We start from the raw sequence: 17,572 nt of genomic DNA on the forward strand, positions 1-17,572 counted from the left end.
TTATTAATAAAGGAGGAGGGCTGCGGCGATGAAAATCATTGAGAAAAAATGGGCAGAGCTGTCAGAGCACCCTATTGTCGCTTTTACGATAATCAATGACAACGGCGTAGAGGTGACGTGCCTTAATTATGGATGTATTATTACGAAAATAATCGCTCCGGATCGTCATGGAAACTATGAAAATATCGTACTTAGCTTTGATGACTTTACTCCTTATATAAAAAATGAACCGTATTTCGGCGCTGTCATCGGGCGGGTAGCAGGCAGAGTCCATCAAGCGTCTTTTGAGTTGAATGGAACAGCCTATGCGCTTCATAAAAATGAGAATGGGAACCATTTACATGGGGGGATCAATGGATTTCATCGCGTGATTTGGGATGCGAAAGTCATTGAAGCTGATCATGAGGCTGGAGTGCAATTTTCTTATACGAGTCCTGATGGTGAAGAAGGATATCCGGGCCAAGTGCATGTCCAAGTCACTTATACGCTGAATCATGCGAACGAATGGAGCATTGCGTATCGGGCTGTCGCCGATCAGGATACCCCGTTGAGTTTGACCAATCATACGTATTTTAACTTAAGCGGCAACGGCAAACGTGATATTTTGGATCACATGTTGATGATCCAAAGCTCGCGCGTACTGGAGTTGAATGAGGAGCTGATTCCCACGGGCCGCGTCTTAGATGTCACTGGCACGCCGTTTGACTTGCGGCAAGGAAAGAGCATACGAGAGGCTGTCGCATCCGGACATCCGCAAATCGAGTTGGTTGGTGGGGGGTATGACCACCCGTTTTGGTTGGATCGGCATCATGACAACGAGATTGTGCTTTATGACAGAGAGAGCGGCCGGGTATTGACGGTTGAGACGGATGAAGTCGGCGTCGTTGTGTACACGTCGAACCAGTTGCCGGAAGGGGTGGATTTGGGCGGCGTGCCGTCAAGGAAATATCTTGGCATTTGCCTAGAAACACAAGGACTGCCGGACGCTGTTCATCATCCGCATTTTCCTAGCCCGATCTTGCGTGCAGGTGACACCTATTCTTCTGTAACGAAGTATAAGATTGGCGTAGCTGATTAAAAAAATAGATGCTTACATATGGAGGGAGAAAGTCATGAAGTATCGCCGTTTAGGAAATACCGAGCTTGAGGTAAGTGAAATTAGCTTTGGGACATGGGCGATTGGCGGATCATGGGGACAGACGGATGAAGAAGAAGCACTAAAAGGGTTGCAGCGGGCGATTGAAGCTGGTGTAAATTTCTTCGATACAGCCGATGTATATGGAGATGGACGCAGTGAAGAACTTCTAGCGAAAGCGACAAAAGGAAAAGCAGACGACATCTACATCGCCACAAAATTTTGCCGGGCGGGCGATATTCATGATTTCCGCACATATTCTGCGGAACAGGTGCGCAAGTATTGTGAAGGAAGCTTAAAGCGCCTGCAGCGTGAGCGGATTGATCTCTATCAAATTCATTGCCCGCCGCTGGAAGTGCTGAAGGATGGGCGTGTGTTTGAAGTGCTTGATCAATTGCAGCAAGAAGGGAAGATCCGTTATTACGGCGTCAGTGTTGAGACGGTAGAGGAAGGGCTCGTTTGTTTGGCCAATCCGAACGTCAAAGCGCTGCAAGTCATTTTTAATATTTTCCGGCAAAAGCCTTTAGAAAAGCTGCTTCCACAGGCGAAAGAGCAGGGAGTAGGCATATTGGCGCGGCTGCCGCTGGCCAGCGGATTGCTGACAGGAAAATTTACAAAAACGACAACGTTTGCAGAAGGTGACCATCGCCACTTTAATCGAAATGGCGAGCATTTCAATGTCGGAGAAACATTTGCCGGCCTTGAGTTCCATAAAGGGGTAGAGCTCAGCGAACAGCTAGAGTGGATTGCCAATGGCCGAGGAAATATGACAAGAGCAGCCCTTCGCTGGATTTTAGATCATGACTCAATTACATGCGTCATTCCAGGATTTAAGACGATTAAACAGGTGGAGGACAATTTGCAAGCTGCCATGGTTCCTTCCTTTAGCCCAGAGGAAAAGGAAAAATTAGCCGAGTTTTATCGAAACGAAGTGCATCCGTTTATTCGAGGGGCGTATTAACTAAAAGAAAGGGGATCCCATAAAACATGCTGGGATCCCCTTGTTTGTTATCAGCTCGTCACTTGCTTCTCAACGGTCGATGAGAGCTGGTTATAGAAACACTTGTATTTTTTCTCCTTTTTTCAAAAAATCTTCAATGACAAACAAAGCCATTCCTAGTGCCGTTGAATCAATGGATAGCTTAGAAAAATGAAGGCTTAAATGGGTTGGCTGAAACGGCAAAGTGCGAGAAGAGAGCGCTTGCTGAATCGCCGGCTTAATCCACTGTTTTGCCATCGAAAGGCGGTTGCCGATGATGATTTGCTGTGGATTAAAGGTGTTGAGAAGGTTATTGATTCCAATCGCTAAATAGCGGCCAATTTCAGCAAATAACTGAATGGCTTTTTGATCATTTTGCTTGGCCAAGCTTAATAAAGTCTCCAAAGAAACTTCTTTTGTTTCAGAAACAACATTCTGCTGTTTGGCTTTTTCCAAAATGGCTTGTTCTGAGGCGTACAGCTCCCAGCATCCTTTATTTCCGCAGCGGCAAACGGGTCCGTCGATGTCAATCGTCATATGGCCGCTTTCGCCTGCGAAGCCGTTCGTTCCTCGATAAAGCTCACCGTTAAGCACCAAACCGACACCGATACCAATGCCAGCGCTCACATAAAGAATGTGGTCGAATTCTTGTCCGGCGCCGAGGCGTTTTTCTCCATATGCTCCCGCATTGGCTTCATTATCAATGACGACAGGAACATGAAAGACAGCCTCCATTTCCTGTTTTAAAGGGATATCCTTCCACGATAAATTCGGAGCAAACAGCACCGTCCCTGTTTTATCAACAATTCCTGGTACGCCCATTCCGATACCGACCAATCCGTAGCGGCTCTTTGGCATATGTTCAAGCAGAGAGAGAACGGTTTCTTTGATAAGAACCAATACCGCTTGATACCCTTTATTTTGAAAAGACACTCGCTTTTGGGCTATGACGTTTCCTTGGAGGTCTGTTAACACTCCCAAAATGTAGTGAACCCCTAAATCGATGCCGATCGAGAAGCCGGCTTTTTCATTAAACAGCAGCAGAACAGGCCGCCGTCCGCCGCTTGATTCTCCTTGGCCTATTTCATATACGAGCTCTTCCTCGATTAATTCTTTGACTAAGGAAGAAACCGTCCCTTTATTCAGTCCGGAACGCTGTGCTATATCAGCTCGCGACAAAGGACCCTGTGTTCTTATCATCTCAAGCACTAGCGACTTATTAATTTTTTTAATTAGATGTGGATTTCCCGTTACTTTTGTCAAATGAATCACCCTATGTACCAATGTATCATAATTTATACGGCAATTCTAGATGGTTGGCAAACTTTGTTTGTCACATAAACAAACAAAAGGTATAATAAAATTAAATTTTGCAACATTTAGACTTGTTCAGCAATAACGATTTTTTTGCTCAAAATGCTGGATGAAAGAATAGGTGAGCTTGTAAAAACGAAGCTGTCGACGGGGGGAGTGAATCCATGGGCTGCATCGATATAGAACGGAGTGAATCTTTCTGTTAGCGGCATCATCCCGTGTTACGATTTCCTACGCCAATATGCAGGTATGACGGTAGGAGACAAGTCTGTGATTTGTCTCCTACCGTCGCAAACATCTATAATTTGCTCTGATCCTGCGAGCGATCTTTCATCTATGTAATATGTGCGTCATAAATGGTAGGTGTCTTGCTGAATATGAAGATAAGAGAAAAATTGAATCGCTTTAATACTCTTCGCAACCAAATTCTAATCGTTTTTATATTCGTCATGACATTTGTCTTGCTCTTCGTAGGAATGATGACATTTCATTTCGTATCGGTGTTATTAAAACAAAATGCCGAGGAGCAAATTCGCCAAACAGCCATTCAGGCAAACGGCAGATTGGAAGCGCTTTATGGACAACTGGATGCATTGACCAATCAAGTGGCGACAGACGCGTATGTACAAAAATTGCTTTTAAAAGAGGCTGGAGGCCATTTGCTTGGGTTTAGCGAACGGCAATATTTAATGCAAATCGTCAATTCGTACCAAACGTATTCCCAAGGTATTCATTCCTTTGAACTTTATACGAATCATTACAAACGAGTGTTCCCGCTGAATGAAATGGATTTGGTCAATCGCATAGGAGCTTTATCGATTCAAAGAGCGAATGATGCGAAGGGGAGGATTGTTTGGATTGGACGAGATCCAGCCTCTTCAGATTTTTTAGCGATTCGGCAAATTCGCTTAATGGACCGCTGGTTTTCTCCAGGAGGGTATTTATTAGTACGTGTGAATCGCGACTATTTTCAACTAACGGACGTTTATAGCAATGAAACAGAGGAAAAAGGCTATATGCTGCTTGTCGATCATGATTTCCAATCTATTTTTTCTAATTTTCAAGGAGATCCTGCTCCTATTTTGCATACCCAACAGCGGATGATCAAGCAGGATGGAAAGGAGTATATTGTGGTCAAACAGCGATCCCCCCTGACCGGGTGGTTGCTTGTTATGATGACACCAGTAGAGGTGCTGACAAGCGGCCTCTCGATCTTAAAAAATGCGATCCTACTTTCAGGAGCTATCGGCTTTCTCATTTTTCTCATCTTCTCCTTTATTCTCTCGACCATAGTCACCAAGCCGATCTTAAGGCTAACCAAAATCATGAAGCGAGGAAAAAACGGGACATTAAAGCCGAGTCCGCCTATTTTTTCTACTATTGAGATTAATGAATTAAACAATACGTACAATTCATTAGTAGACAACATCAATCATTTGATTCAAGTTGTTTATGAAAAAGAATTGGTACGTAACCGCACTGAACTAAAGGCGCTGCAAGCGCAAATTAACCCTCATTTCCTTTTTAATACGCTCGATGCTCTATATTGGTCACTTGTCGATAAAGAAGAAGAGGAATTATCGCAATTTGTGCTAAATATGTCCGAGTTGTTTCGCTATACGATTAGCCATTCAAAGAACGATGAATGGGTAACGCTTCGCGAGGAAATTGAACATATTCGCCGCTATCTTGAGATCATGAAATTAAGGTGGGGAGACCGCCTTTTATGGAATATGGTTGTTCCTTTTCAATATTTAGAGATTCCTATTCCTAAGCTACTGATTCAACCTCTAGTAGAAAATGCTGTTTTGCATGGCATCGGCAATAAGGCGGAGCCGGGTTCTGTTTGGGTCACCATCGAGGAAGACAGCGATTCCTCTGATTTAATCATTAAAGTTACGGACAATGGACATGGAATGGAGGAACAAACCGTTCAAGAGATCCGTAAGCGTCTCTATGATAAAGAGTTTTCCCTTTTGAAAGGGAGCGGCATGGCGATCATCAATGTCAATCGGCGCTTGCAGCTTTATTATGGAGAAGATAGAAGGCTGTTCATTCATAGTGAATTAGGAAAAGGAACGCACGTTTCTATGAAAATCCCTAAGCGTGGTGAACAAAGATGATGGATGTAAAGACGATTTTAGTCGTCGATGATGAACCGAGAGCGCGAATCGGACTGAAAAAAACGCTGGATGCTTGGGCGATGGGAACATGCGAGATTCTTTGTGCGGCCAGCGGGGATGAAGCAATCGAGCTTCTGAGACAGCGCCCCGTTCATTTAATCTTAACAGATATCCGCATGCCGCAAATGTCTGGGCTTCAGCTGATCGAGGCCTTTGCGGAGCACAAGCATAAGCCAGTTGTGATTATTATTTCCGCTTACTCTGAATTTGCCTATGCCCAAAAAGCAATCAAATTAGGAGTGGTCAATTATCTTCTCAAACCGGTCAGCAAACATAAACTCATTGAGGCGGTGGAACAGGCGCTGGCGATATTGGAAGAGCGAAAAAAATCAGAAATGCTGGCACAGATGATCGATCATCAAGTCATTCAAATTCAAGAACATATCCGCTCTTCTTCCGTAAGGGAAGCCATACAGTTCATTCATAAAAATTTGCATCAGCCATTGAGCCTGCGCGATGTGTCTAGGCATGTACATTTGAATGCAAGCTATTTTAGTGTCCTTTTTAAAGAAGAAACAGATATGACCTTTAGTGAATATGTGACAAGATGCAGGATACAGAAAGCCAAGAGCTTGCTGGTGGCAACCGATTTATCTGTTGAAGAAATTGCCGAATCTGTCGGTTATCAAACAGCGAAATATTTTATTAAAGTATTTAAAGAATTTGAAGGAATGACTCCCTATCGCTTCAGAAAGCAACATCTAAAAAAAGTAGAATTTTAGGCAATGAGTGTGGCCTTATTTCCCCATCAGCCAATGATATAATCTTAGCAAACCAAAAAGATTCAAAGGGGGAAATGGCTTTGTTGAAAAAGAAAGCGCATTCATGGCTGATCGGCATGATGTTCGTATTGGCGCTAGCCGTCACAGGCTGCTCTAGCTCCAGCTCAAGCAATGAAAATGGAGCTTCACCCGAAGACGGGAAAAAAGTGACGCTTACATTTATGCATCTTTGGCCTGCCGGAAGCTCAAAGCAGCACTATATGATTGTTAATGACATTATTAAAGAGTTTGAAAAAGAAAATCCGAATGTAACAGTCAAAACGGAAATTCTCGAAAACGAACAATATAAAAACAAGCTAAAAGTATTAGCAGCTTCCAATGAGCTTCCTGATGTTGGGATGACTTGGGCGGCAGGATTTTTAGAGCCATACGTGAAAGGGAATTTATTTGCACCTTTAGATGATGTTTTAGACGGTGGTCTTAAAGATCAGTTTGTTTCCGGGACAACAGAAGCATATGCGGTTGACAACAAAACGTATGCCCTTCCATTGGAGCTTAACATCACTCCTGTGTACTATAATAAAGAAATTTTTGCGAAATATCATTTAGAAGTCCCTAAAACATATGAAGAGTTCAAGCATGTGGTGCAAACGCTTGTGAAAAATGGCGTAGCCCCAATCGCGTTAGGCAATAAGGATCGCTGGACAGGATCGATGTGGTATATGTATTTAGCCGACCGAATCGGCGGCGCTGACACGTTAAAAAACGCGATAAACGGAAGCGGTACATTTGCAGATCCAGGATTAATCAAAGCGGCGGAAGAAGTCCAAAACCTCGTCAAAATGAAAGCGTTTATCAAGGGATTTAACGGTTTATCGAACGATGAAGCAAAAGCGGAGTTTACCAACGAAAAAGCAGCTATGTATTTAATGGGAACATGGGATTTGCCGCAGTTTACAACAAATGAAGATATTCCAAAGGAGTTTCGCGACAAAGTCGGATTCTTTAAATTCCCTGTTGTTGAAGGCGGAAAAGGAAATGTGGATAGCTGGGTCGGAGGACCGGGAGTCGGATTGTTTGTAGCGCAAAATTCGAAAGCGAAGGAGGAAGCGAAAAAGTTTGTAAGATTTTTCGTTGAAAAATGGGGCGAGCAGTCAGTCACAAAAGCGGGTGTCATTCCAGCAACAAAAGTGAACACGGCTAATGTCGATCTGCCGCAAATGTATATCGATGTGCTCAATGAATTAAATAAAGCTAGCAATATTACATTATTTGCCGATGTGCAAATGAACCCGGAAGCAGCGCAAACACATTTAAATTTAATCCAATCGTTATTTGGTGAAGAAGTGACACCGAAAGACTTCGCTAAACAGCATCAAGAAGTGCTGTCTAAGACGCAATGATGAGAGAAAAGAAGGACGACAAAAAGGACATATGCCATATATGTCCTTTTTGTCCAATGAGAAAGGAGGAGACAGCATGAATAAAATGATGTCCGATAAAAAAGTCATTGCGCTCTATATTTTGCCGTCTTTGCTGCTGCTTTTGACATTGGTGTACATTCCGATCGTGATGACGGGCTATTACAGTTTCATGAAATGGGACGGCATCGGACGCATGGAGTTTATCGCGCTCGATAATTATAAAGAGCTGCTAAAAGATAAGATGTTTTGGAAAAGCGTATACCACTCCTTTTTGCTGGCGGTGTTTTCCGTGATCAGCCTCGCCGGTTATTTGGCGGTTTCTCTCGTACTGTCAGGAAAAATCAAGGGAGCCCATTTATTAAGAAAAATTTATTTAATTCCGATGCTGTTGTCTTCAGTTGCCATTGCTCAGCTATGGTTACGGATTTATCACCCATCGAACGGGATGTTAAATCATTTTCTCCTGTTTCTAGGAATAGATGATCCGCCAAACTGGCTGGCTGATCCTTCGATTGCCCTATATTCCATTTTTGTTCCGATTATATGGCAATATGCCGGATTTTATATTTTGATTTATTATGCTGCTTTAAAAAGCATTCCCGCATCGATTATGGAGGCGGCAATAATCGACGGTGCTAATCCGTGGCAGCTCGCCTATAAAATCAAGCTTCCGTTAATTGCGGGAGTCGTTAAAGTCACGATTGTGCTAGCTGTTGTCGGTTCGTTAAAATACTTTGATTTAATCTATGTGATGACGGGCGGGGGGCCAAACGGCGCGAGTGAAGTCATCGCTTCTTATATGTACCAAAAGGCATTCCGCAGTTTTAATTTCGGATATGGAAGCACCGTCGCTTTTTCATTGCTGCTGATTTGCGTTTTAGTGACATGGTTGATTAGAAAACTTACCCGTTCAAATGAAGAAATCCAGTATTAGCACAAAAGGGGGAAGCACTAGTGTCAGGAAAAACGGAAGCTTCGTTATCATCCTTTCGAGCCCTAGGGAAAAGAATAGGGATGGCCATTTTTTATGCCATCTTAATCATTTTAGCTATTTTTCAAATCCTTCCTCTTGTTTGGCTGTTATTCTTTTCGCTTAAAAATAATCAAGAGGTTTTTAATACGCCGTTATTGGCGCTTCCGTCTCCACCTCGCTGGGAAAATTATGTGAAAGTATGGGTGGAGGGAGACATTGGCCGTTATTTTTTCAACAGTGTTTGGATTACTGCCGTATCAGTCATTTTTACGGTCTTGTTGGCGAGTTTTGCTACATTCGCGCTGACGCGCATGAATTGGAGACTGAAACACGTGGTGCTAGGGATGTTTATCGTTGGGTTGATGATACCCGTGCATTCCACACTAATTCCATTATTCGGCTTTTTTACTAAACTTCAATTAATTGACCATCCAATGTCGATCATTTTAACAAATATCGGGTTTAATTTGCCGATTACGATCATGATTTTACTTGGATTTTACCATTCCTTGCCGCGCGAATTGGAGGAATCGGCTATTATTGACGGATGCTCTGTCCATCGGATGTTTTTCCAAGTGATTTTGCCGATGACATCCCCTGTCATTGTCACGACTACTATTATTAATATGATTTACAACTGGAATGAATTTGTGTTTGTTAATACATTTATTAGCTCTGAGCAATATAAAACCTTGACTGTAGGAATTCAAAACTTTATTGGGCAATATACGACCGATTGGGGAGCCATTGGTGCCACGCTGATGATTAGTGTTTTGCCGATTTTAATCGCTTTCTTTTTTCTCAGTGACAAAATTGTCGAAGGGATTACGGCCGGTGCCATTAAGGGATAAAGAGAGTTTGATGGCATAAGAGAACGAATAGCTTGAAAACGATCGATCAATCAAACGAAGCTTTTTAGCCTTTTCCGCTTAAAAGGGAGTGTGTGGTTTTTCGGCGATCGAGAAGTGATTGGCCAACGAAGCGCTTCACACATTCGTTGATGGAGCTATGGATCACTGTTTTCTGAATCTTGGTTGTTCGACAAAACCAGTTTTATAGATTTGCTCTCGATTGTCGATGATTCACATTCGAGCTTTAAGGTCATTTAGGGGAGAAAGGAGATAATGCTCAATGCCTAAAAATATATTTTTTAACGCCCATCATTCGCCCGTTGGAGCGTTTGCCAGCTTTACGTTGGGATTTCCAGGAAAGAACGGGGGCTTGGATCTTGAACTCGGCCGACCGCCGCGGCAAAACGTATGGATTGGGATAGAATCGTTAAGTAAACCGGGCTTGTATCATGTCCTTCCCTTTTTAGAAATGTCAGGAGAAGATGAAAGCAAACGATATGATATTGAAAATCCGGATCCGAATCCGCAAAAGCCGAACATTCTCCTTCCGTTTGCCAAAGAGGCCATCGAACGGGAATTTCGTGTTGCGACCGATACATGGAAAGCGGAAGATTTAACGTTTACGATTTATTCTCCGGTGAAAGCGGTGCCGGATCCAAAAACGGCGACCGCTGAAGAGCTGAAGCTGGCGTTAGTCCCAGCCGTTATCGTCGAGATGACGATTGACAATACAAACGGAACAAAAGCGCGACGGGCATTTTTCGGATTTGAAGGCACCGATCCGTATACGTCGATGAGACGAATCGATGAAACGTGCCAAGAGCTGTGCGGGATTGGCCAAGGCCGGATTGTTGGGATTGTATCAAAAGATGAAGGCGTCCGCTCTGCTTTGCATTTTAGTATGGAGGATATTTTGACGACTCCGCTCGAAGAAAACTGGACGTTCGGACTTGGGAAAATCGGCGCATTAATTGCGGATGTGCCAGCTGGGGAGAAGAAAACATATCAATTTGCCGTTTGTTTCTACCGTGGCGGTTATGCAACGGTGGGAATGGATGCTTCTTATTTCTATACCCGTTTTTTCAACAATATCGAAGAAGTGGGCCTTTATGCGTTAGAGCAGGTGGAGGTGTTGAAAGAACAGTCGTTCCGTTCGAACGAGCTCATTGAAAAAGCATGGCTCTCCGACGATCAAAAATTTATGATGGCTCATGCCATTCGAAGTTATTACGGCAACACCCAGCTGCTTGAGCATGAAGGGAAGCCGATTTGGGTTGTCAATGAAGGCGAATATCGCATGATGAATACCTTTGATTTAACCGTTGATCAGCTGTTTTTTGAGTTGAAAATGAATCCGTGGACAGTTAAAAATGTGCTTGATTTATATGTTGAACGGTATAGCTATGAGGATCGTGTCCGCTTTCCGGGAGAGGAAACAGAATATCCGGGAGGCATCAGCTTCACTCATGATATGGGAGTGGCCAATACGTTTTCCCGTCCCCAGTATTCTTCTTATGAGCTATATGGAATCAGCGGCTGCTTTTCGCATATGACGCACGAACAACTCGTCAACTGGGTGCTTTGCGCCGCGGTATACATCGAGCAAACAAAAGATTGGGCATGGCGCCAACAGCGGCTCCCCATCTTAGAACAATGCTTGGAAAGCATGATTCGCCGCGATCATCCCCAGCCGCAAAAGCGGAATGGAATAATGGGACTTGATAGCAGCCGTACGATGGGGGGAGCGGAAATCACGACATATGATAGTTTAGACGTTTCTCTTGGCCAAGCACGCAACAACTTATATTTGGCGGGCAAATGTTGGGCGGCCTATGTAGCGCTTGAGAAATTGTTCCGTGATGTCGGCAAGGAAGAAGGAGCCGCACTGGCTGGGGAGCAGGCGGAAAAATGCGCGGCGACGATCGTCAGCTATGTGACCGATGACGGGTATATTCCGGCCGTAATGGGAGAAGGAAATGATTCGAAAATCATTCCGGCCATTGAGGGGCTTGTATTCCCTTATTTCACGAATTGCCATGAGGCTTTAAAAGACGACGGCCGCTTTGGGGGATATATTCAAGCGCTGCGCAAACATTTGCGTTATGTGTTACGAGAAGGAATTTGCCTCTTCCCGGATGGCGGATGGAAAATTTCATCAACAAGTAACAATTCATGGCTCAGCAAAATCTATTTGTGCCAATTTATTGCGCGGCATCTTTTAGGATGGAAATGGGATGAATTAGGAAAGAAAGCCGATGCGGCGCATATAGCATGGCTCACACATCCCGAGCTATCGATTTGGAGCTGGAGCGACCAAATAATTGCCGGTGAAATTAGCGGCAGCAAATATTACCCGCGCGGCGTGACGAGTATTTTATGGTTAAACGAAGGAGAATAAGTTCTTTGTTCTTCATTATTACTATTTGAATATTTTAAAAAAGAAAAGGTGCTTATTGTATTGATCGTTGAGGAAGAAGGGACTGGAAAGGATTATGAATAGAAGAGAAGATTGGCTGTATTCTGCGTGTGATTGGATTGTAAAGTTAGCCTATCTTAATCTATTATGGATTTGTTTTTCATGCATAGGAATGATTGTTGCGGGAGTAGCCCCCGCTTCTGTTGCTCTATTTACGGTGGTGAGAAAATGGATGATGGGGAAGATGGATTTCCCTGTTTTTCGAACATTTTTTGCTACTTATAAAAAAGAATTTCTCCCTTCCAATATGATCGGGCTGCTGTTGGGCGGCACTGCCTATATTTTATATATAGATTTTTGGTTTATAGTAAACGCTGAAGAATGGATGCAGACAATCTTTTCGCTGTTTTTCTTTATAGCGCTCATCTTTTATGTCATTACGGCTGTCTATATTTTTCCTGTCTATGTTCATTATCAATTACGTTTTAGACAGTATATGAAGTGCGCTTTTTTCATCGGAATCGCCAATCCATTTATTACACTGGCAATGCTAACAGGAATCATTTTGCTGACGATCTTCTTTCTTTACGTTCCTAGCTTCCTTCCATTTTTCGGAGCAAGTGCGTTTTCGCTTGTTCTCATGTCAGGAGCGTTGTGGAGTTTTCAAAAAAATTCAAGAAAATCAGAGAGTAATTCATCATTTGCAAAATGAAACAAGTTCATCCGTTTCGAATGGAAAAATCATTTAAAAGCAGACTAATCTCCATCTGAAAGAATATATGGATGGGGATGAGGACAAAAAAGAAGAATATATCCAATGAACGCGTAGCTTGAAGATGTAGAGCATTGGTAATGGAAGGAAATCCTGTGAATCTCTTCGTCAAGTATTCGTGTGACAGAGGGTGAATAACTTTGTTTTAGGTGCCTTTACAGAGATGCGAAGAGGTTTATTATTCAAAATCACCATTGAAAAACGAATAAGAAAACAAAGATAAAACTTTGTTTATCTGATAGACAAACAAATATGAACGCGCTATAATGGAACTGAAGCAATATGATTCTTGCGTGTTGATATCAATTAACCGCTAAGGGGGATTTGAATATGGTTTATTTTCCGAATATTGGCTCGATTGCGTATGAAGGTCCACAGTCACGCAATCCATTAGCGTTTAAGTTTTACAATCCGGAAGAAAAGGTCGGCGACAAGACGATGGCGGAGCATTTGCGGTTTTCGGTTGCATATTGGCATACATTTACCGGAAATGGGTCGGATCCGTTTGGCGCTGGCAATATGATTCGCCCGTGGGACCATTACAGCGGCATGGATTTGGCGAAAGCACGCGTCGAGGCGGCGTTTGAACTATTTGAAAAGTTGAACGTTCCGTTTTTCTGCTTCCATGATGTCGATATCGCTCCAGAAGGAGATACGCTTGCTGAAACGTACAAAAACCTTGATGAAATTGTCGACATGATCGAAGAGTACATGAAAACGAGCAAAACGAAGCTGCTTTGGAATACGGCGAATTTGTTCAGCCATCCGCGCTTTGTCCACGGAGCGGCGACGTCGTGCAACGCTGATGTGTTCGCTTATGCAGCAGCGAAGGTGAAAAAAGGGCTCGAGATTGCCAAACGGCTCGGAGCGGAAAACTACGTCTTCTGGGGAGGACGGGAAGGCTATGAGACGCTGCTGAACACCGATATGAAGCTGGAACTTGACAACTTGGCCCGTTTCTTGCGTATGGCGGTGGACTATGCGAAAGAAATTGGTTTCGATGGACAATTTTTGATTGAGCCGAAGCCAAAAGAGCCGACGAAGCACCAATACGACTTCGATGTGGCAACTGCTCTTGCATTTTTGCAAACATATGGACTGAAAGACTACTTTAAATTCAACATTGAAGCCAATCATGCAACATTGGCTGGCCATACGTTTGAGCACGAATTACAAGTCGCCCGCATTCACGGCATGCTTGGTTCGGTCGATGCGAATCAAGGAGATACGCTATTAGGCTGGGATACGGACGAGTTTCCGACGGATTTGTATTCTACTACTCTAGCCATGTACGAAATTTTGAAAAACAATGGTCTTGGCAAAGGCGGTTTGAACTTTGACGCTAAGGTGAGAAGAGGATCATTTGAACCGGAAGATTTGTTCTATGCCCATATCGCCGGCATGGACAGCTTTGCGATCGGCTTGAAAGTGGCCCATCGTTTGCTTGAAGACCGCGTATTTGAACAATTGATCGAAGAGCGGTACAAGAGCTATACGGAAGGCATTGGTCGCGAGATTGTCGAAGAAACTGCTGATTTTAAAAAATTAGAAAAATATGCGCTGCAACTTGGTGAGATTCGCAATACATCCGGCCGTCTCGAGCGTCTTAAGACGTTGCTCAACCAATATTTGCTTGAAGTCAGCGTGTTGAGCGTATCCCGTTAATGAAAGAGAGAGGTCCATATGGAATACGTTATCGGAATTGATTTAGGGACAAGTGCGGTAAAAGTGTTGCTTGTTGACCGAAACGGGCAGGTGAGAGGGGAGTGGACGGAGCCTTACCCTCTCTATCAGCCGCAATCTGGATATAGTGAGCAAAACCCGGAGGATTGGGTTGAAAAAACGATGGTTGCGTTAAGACAAGTAGTACAAACAGCCAATATCGATCCGCGCTCCGTATGCGGATTAAGCTTTTCCGGACAGATGCACGGATTGGTGCTCTTAAATGAGAAAGGAGAGGCGCTGCGAAAGGCCGTTCTTTGGAATGATACAAGAACGGCAAATGAATGCCTTGAAATTGAAGAACGGGTCGGAGTGGATCGATTGCTATCTATTACGCAAAATCGCGCGTTAGAAGGATTTACCTTACCGAAAATATTGTGGGTGAAAAAGCATGAGCCTCAGTTATACCAACAAGCCTACACATTTTTGTTGCCAAAGGATTATGTTCGTTTTCGGCTGACCGGGCAGATGGCAATGGAGTATTCCGATGCTGCTGGCACGTTATTACTGGATATACGAAAGAAAGCATGGAGCCGAGAAATTTGCGAGCTTCTGGACATTGATGAGCGATTGTGTCCACCTCTTGTGGAATCGACTAGCTATGTAGGCACACTGCTTTCCGATATTGCCGAACAGATCGGGCTTTCCGCGAATGTCAAGGTGTTTGCCGGTGGAGCGGATAATGCGTGTGGAGCGATCGGAGCTGGCATTTTATCAGAAGGAACAACGATGTGCAGCATCGGCACATCGGGTGTTGTTTTAGCATATGAGCAAACGGCGACCAAAGATTTTGCTGGAAAGGTGCACTATTTTAACCATGCGAAGCCAAACTCGTATTATATTATGGGCGTTACCTTGGCTGCCGGATATAGTTTTGATTGGTTAAAACGAACATTTATGCCGGAAATCTCGTTTTCAGAAGTGATTCACCAAGCAGCAGAATCGCCAATCGGAGCCAATGGACTGTTATTTACGCCATATTTAGTCGGGGAACGAACACCGCATGCCGATGCGCATATTCGCGCCTCTTTTATCGGAATTGATGCATCGCATACAAAGTGGGATTTTGCGCGTGCCGTGATGGAAGGCATTATTTTTTCTTTAAATGAGTCGGTGGAGATCATAAAGCGGAGCGGCAAAAAAATGAAGTCGATCGTTTCCATCGGCGGGGGAGCCAAAAGTCATGAGTGGCTACAAATTCAAGCTAATATTTTTCATACACCGATTGAAAAACTGAAAAATGAACAAGGCCCAGGTTTAGGGGCAGCAATGATTGCGGCATGCGGCTGCGGCTGGTTTGAGTCTCTGGAAGAGTGTGCAGCTACGTTTAAGCAAGTCGAACAGCTGGTTGAGCCTCAAGAGGACGCAGCTCAGCGCTATCAAGAGCTATTCCATGTGTATCGGCAAATTTATGCACAGACAAAAGAAATCAATGAACAGTTAAAGAAGTTTCGAAACTAAACAAGAGGGTGTCGGCGTAAAGCTGACACCCCTAAATTGTTGACAAATGTTTTCATCCTGCGTCACCGCCTATTTATTATAGGTTCTTAAAACCTCTGTATAGCAGAGTATTCTAAATTTCCATTTAGGTATTAAAAAAATGTTAACATATAGAATATTTCTTGATCACTACATGAATCATTTAGGAGATATAAGAAGGGCAATGGAAATTTCCTACACATAACGTGAAGATGTATGTGCCGCATTTGCGTTCCTTTCTATCATCGAAAATGAAGGTAGGGCATTGCCTCCATAAAGCACGTGGTCGTTTACATATTTATATGCGTACCCTTATACAAAACAGGTATTGCCGCTGCTATAAGGATCATGCCCATAAAAGCGGGTGCGGCATGCCCAAGTGATACATAGATTTGCCCTCCAATAATTGGCCCAATTATTCTTGCTAAAGCCTGAATAGATTGGCTGCCTCCTTGAATCCTTCCTTGTTGACTAGAATCGACAGACTTCGAGAGCATCCCATTGAAGGAAGGACCGAAGATCGAATCGCCAAAACCAAATATAAACATTCCAGCGATGCATAGAGGATAGAATGAGAATAAAGCAGATAACGCAATAAGAATGTAGCCTATCATCTCTGAAGCCATTCCAAGAATGGCTATCTGTTTATCGCCGCGTTTTTTCAAGAGCTTTGGCATGATGAAACCTTGTGAAAGGATGTCTTGGATGCCAATAATGGAAAACATAAGTCCGATTAGCGCAGGTTTCCAACTAAAAGTATCCATTGTAAATTGTGAAAACACCGCTTGCAAAGATCCGTTCGGTATCCAAAGCAAGAACGCGGAGACAAGCAGCCTATTTAAGTTTTTTATGGAAAGTATGTTTGTAAGCTGCGTAAATGGGTTCAGTCTTACTATGGTAATCTCTTTCAGTCTTTTATTCTTGTCAAGGCTTTCAGGCATAAAAAGGAATCCATAAACAACATTCAATAAAGTGATGATCGTTCCAAAATACATGGGTGCAGAATACCCCAACTTGGCAAGCAATCCACCCAGAGTCGGGCCAATGACAGTGCCTGCGCCTACAACTGCACTCATCCACCCAAAATATTTAGTTCTCTGTTCCGGAGGAATGATGTCTGCGAAATATGCGAAGATCGTGCCTATGCTCCCGCCTGTGATTCCCTCTATGATGCGCCCGACAAATAGCACCCATAGAGCTCCTCCTATACCAAAAACGAAGTACCCTATGGCCGAACCCAAAAGGCATACTAAGAGCAATGGGCGACGACCGTATTTGTCGCTCAAAGCCCCAAGTGCGGGGGCCGCAAAAAACACGCAGATCGCATAAACAGAGGTCAACAGCGTAACAACGATAGCCTGTTCTCCCGGATTATTTATATAAGGCTGCACTAAAAATGGGACGACAGGCGCTATGATGCTGAAGCCTACACCGCAAAGAAACACGGACATAAGACCGAATAGTAAAGCCTTTGTATCTATGGTTTGTTCTCTGTTCTGTCCATTGTGTGCTCTAAATTTCAACATTTAGATTCTCTCCTTAAAAGTTGTCATTTTGTTTCCTTGTCAACAATATATCATTTTTTGTTTCTTTGTCAACAAA

General features: G+C 43.5%; 13 protein-coding genes. 11 read left to right on the plus strand and 2 right to left on the minus strand.

Translation table 11 applies throughout. The annotated features are described in order from the left end of the window. The first annotated feature begins 28 nt into the window (after positions 1–28). The gene (locus GRQ40_RS08000; RefSeq protein ID WP_159719701.1) at positions 29–1,078 is read left to right on the plus strand and encodes an aldose epimerase family protein; all 1,050 of its coding nucleotides are present in this window, start codon (positions 29–31) and stop codon (positions 1,076–1,078) included. A gap of 34 nt (positions 1,079–1,112) precedes the next feature. Continuing rightward, the gene (locus GRQ40_RS08005; protein WP_080861748.1) at positions 1,113–2,096 is read left to right on the plus strand and encodes an aldo/keto reductase; all 984 of its coding nucleotides are present in this window, start codon (positions 1,113–1,115) and stop codon (positions 2,094–2,096) included. A gap of 90 nt (positions 2,097–2,186) precedes the next feature. Here the strand turns inward: GRQ40_RS08005 and GRQ40_RS08010 are convergent, their stop codons facing one another. Further along, entirely contained in the window at positions 2,187–3,377 is a 1,191-nt protein-coding gene (locus GRQ40_RS08010) for an ROK family transcriptional regulator (RefSeq protein ID WP_066147607.1), read from the minus strand. Positions 3,378–3,805: 428 nt separating this feature from the next. Here GRQ40_RS08010 and GRQ40_RS08015 point away from each other — a divergent pair, with 428 nt between their 5' ends. The 9 genes from GRQ40_RS08015 to xylB all read left to right on the plus strand — a co-directional run bounded on the left by GRQ40_RS08015 (position 3,806) and on the right by xylB (position 15,952). Then, entirely contained in the window at positions 3,806–5,551 is a 1,746-nt protein-coding gene (locus GRQ40_RS08015) for a cache domain-containing sensor histidine kinase (protein ID WP_066147612.1), read from the plus strand. Continuing rightward, the gene (locus GRQ40_RS08020) at positions 5,548–6,333 is read left to right on the plus strand and encodes a response regulator transcription factor (protein WP_066147613.1); all 786 of its coding nucleotides are present in this window, start codon (positions 5,548–5,550) and stop codon (positions 6,331–6,333) included. Before GRQ40_RS08015 ends, GRQ40_RS08020 begins: the two co-directional genes overlap by 4 nt. 83 nt (positions 6,334–6,416) lie before the next feature. Beyond that, entirely contained in the window at positions 6,417–7,736 is a 1,320-nt protein-coding gene (locus tag GRQ40_RS08025; RefSeq protein ID WP_066147741.1) for an extracellular solute-binding protein, read from the plus strand. Between the two features lie 76 nt (positions 7,737–7,812). Further along, entirely contained in the window at positions 7,813–8,691 is an 879-nt protein-coding gene (locus GRQ40_RS08030) for a carbohydrate ABC transporter permease (protein ID WP_066147617.1), read from the plus strand. Positions 8,692–8,771: 80 nt separating this feature from the next. After that, complete coding sequence (locus GRQ40_RS08035) at positions 8,772–9,581, plus strand: carbohydrate ABC transporter permease (protein WP_066147745.1); 810 nt, start codon at positions 8,772–8,774, stop codon at positions 9,579–9,581. Positions 9,582–9,861: 280 nt separating this feature from the next. Next, a complete protein-coding gene (locus tag GRQ40_RS08040; RefSeq protein ID WP_159719702.1) occupies positions 9,862–11,979 on the plus strand; it encodes a glycoside hydrolase family 52 protein in 2,118 nt (705 codons plus the stop codon). Between the two features lie 94 nt (positions 11,980–12,073). Further along, complete coding sequence (locus tag GRQ40_RS08045; protein WP_159719703.1) at positions 12,074–12,709, plus strand: YesL family protein; 636 nt, start codon at positions 12,074–12,076, stop codon at positions 12,707–12,709. Between the two features lie 390 nt (positions 12,710–13,099). Beyond that, positions 13,100–14,434, plus strand: a complete 1,335-nt coding sequence (xylA, locus tag GRQ40_RS08050; protein WP_159719704.1) for a xylose isomerase — start codon at positions 13,100–13,102, stop codon at positions 14,432–14,434. An 18-nt stretch (positions 14,435–14,452) separates the two neighbouring features. After that, positions 14,453–15,952 (plus strand): xylulokinase, encoded by a 1,500-nt coding sequence (xylB, locus tag GRQ40_RS08055; protein ID WP_159719705.1) that lies wholly within the window; start codon positions 14,453–14,455, stop codon positions 15,950–15,952. A 308-nt stretch (positions 15,953–16,260) separates the two neighbouring features. Here xylB and GRQ40_RS08060 read toward each other — a convergent pair whose 3' ends face one another. Beyond that, positions 16,261–17,496, minus strand: a complete 1,236-nt coding sequence (locus GRQ40_RS08060) for an MFS transporter (RefSeq protein WP_159719706.1) — start codon at positions 17,494–17,496, stop codon at positions 16,261–16,263. Positions 17,497–17,572: the final 76 nt, after the last annotated feature.

The organism is Anoxybacillus sp. PDR2 (assembly GCF_009834045.1).
GTDB lineage: Bacteria > Bacillota > Bacilli > Bacillales > Anoxybacillaceae > Anoxybacteroides > Anoxybacteroides rupiense.

What these genes read in the sequence shown, in the direction of transcription:
- GRQ40_RS08030 (WP_066147617.1), top strand. Translation starts at nt 7,813, where the DNA reads ATGAATAAAATGATGTCCGATAAAAAAGTCATTGCGCTCTATATTTTG.
- GRQ40_RS08000 (WP_159719701.1), top strand. Translation starts at nt 29, where the DNA reads ATGAAAATCATTGAGAAAAAATGGGCAGAGCTGTCAGAGCACCCTATT.
- GRQ40_RS08005 (WP_080861748.1), top strand. Translation starts at nt 1,113, where the DNA reads ATGAAGTATCGCCGTTTAGGAAATACCGAGCTTGAGGTAAGTGAAATT.
- GRQ40_RS08060 (WP_159719706.1), bottom strand. Translation starts at nt 17,496, where the DNA reads ATGTTGAAATTTAGAGCACACAATGGACAGAACAGAGAACAAACCATA.
- xylA (WP_159719704.1), top strand. Translation starts at nt 13,100, where the DNA reads ATGGTTTATTTTCCGAATATTGGCTCGATTGCGTATGAAGGTCCACAG.
- GRQ40_RS08015 (WP_066147612.1), top strand. Translation starts at nt 3,806, where the DNA reads ATGAAGATAAGAGAAAAATTGAATCGCTTTAATACTCTTCGCAACCAA.
- xylB (WP_159719705.1), top strand. Translation starts at nt 14,453, where the DNA reads ATGGAATACGTTATCGGAATTGATTTAGGGACAAGTGCGGTAAAAGTG.
- GRQ40_RS08045 (WP_159719703.1), top strand. Translation starts at nt 12,074, where the DNA reads ATGAATAGAAGAGAAGATTGGCTGTATTCTGCGTGTGATTGGATTGTA.
- GRQ40_RS08035 (WP_066147745.1), top strand. Translation starts at nt 8,772, where the DNA reads ATGGCCATTTTTTATGCCATCTTAATCATTTTAGCTATTTTTCAAATC.
- GRQ40_RS08040 (WP_159719702.1), top strand. Translation starts at nt 9,862, where the DNA reads ATGCCTAAAAATATATTTTTTAACGCCCATCATTCGCCCGTTGGAGCG.
- GRQ40_RS08020 (WP_066147613.1), top strand. Translation starts at nt 5,548, where the DNA reads ATGATGGATGTAAAGACGATTTTAGTCGTCGATGATGAACCGAGAGCG.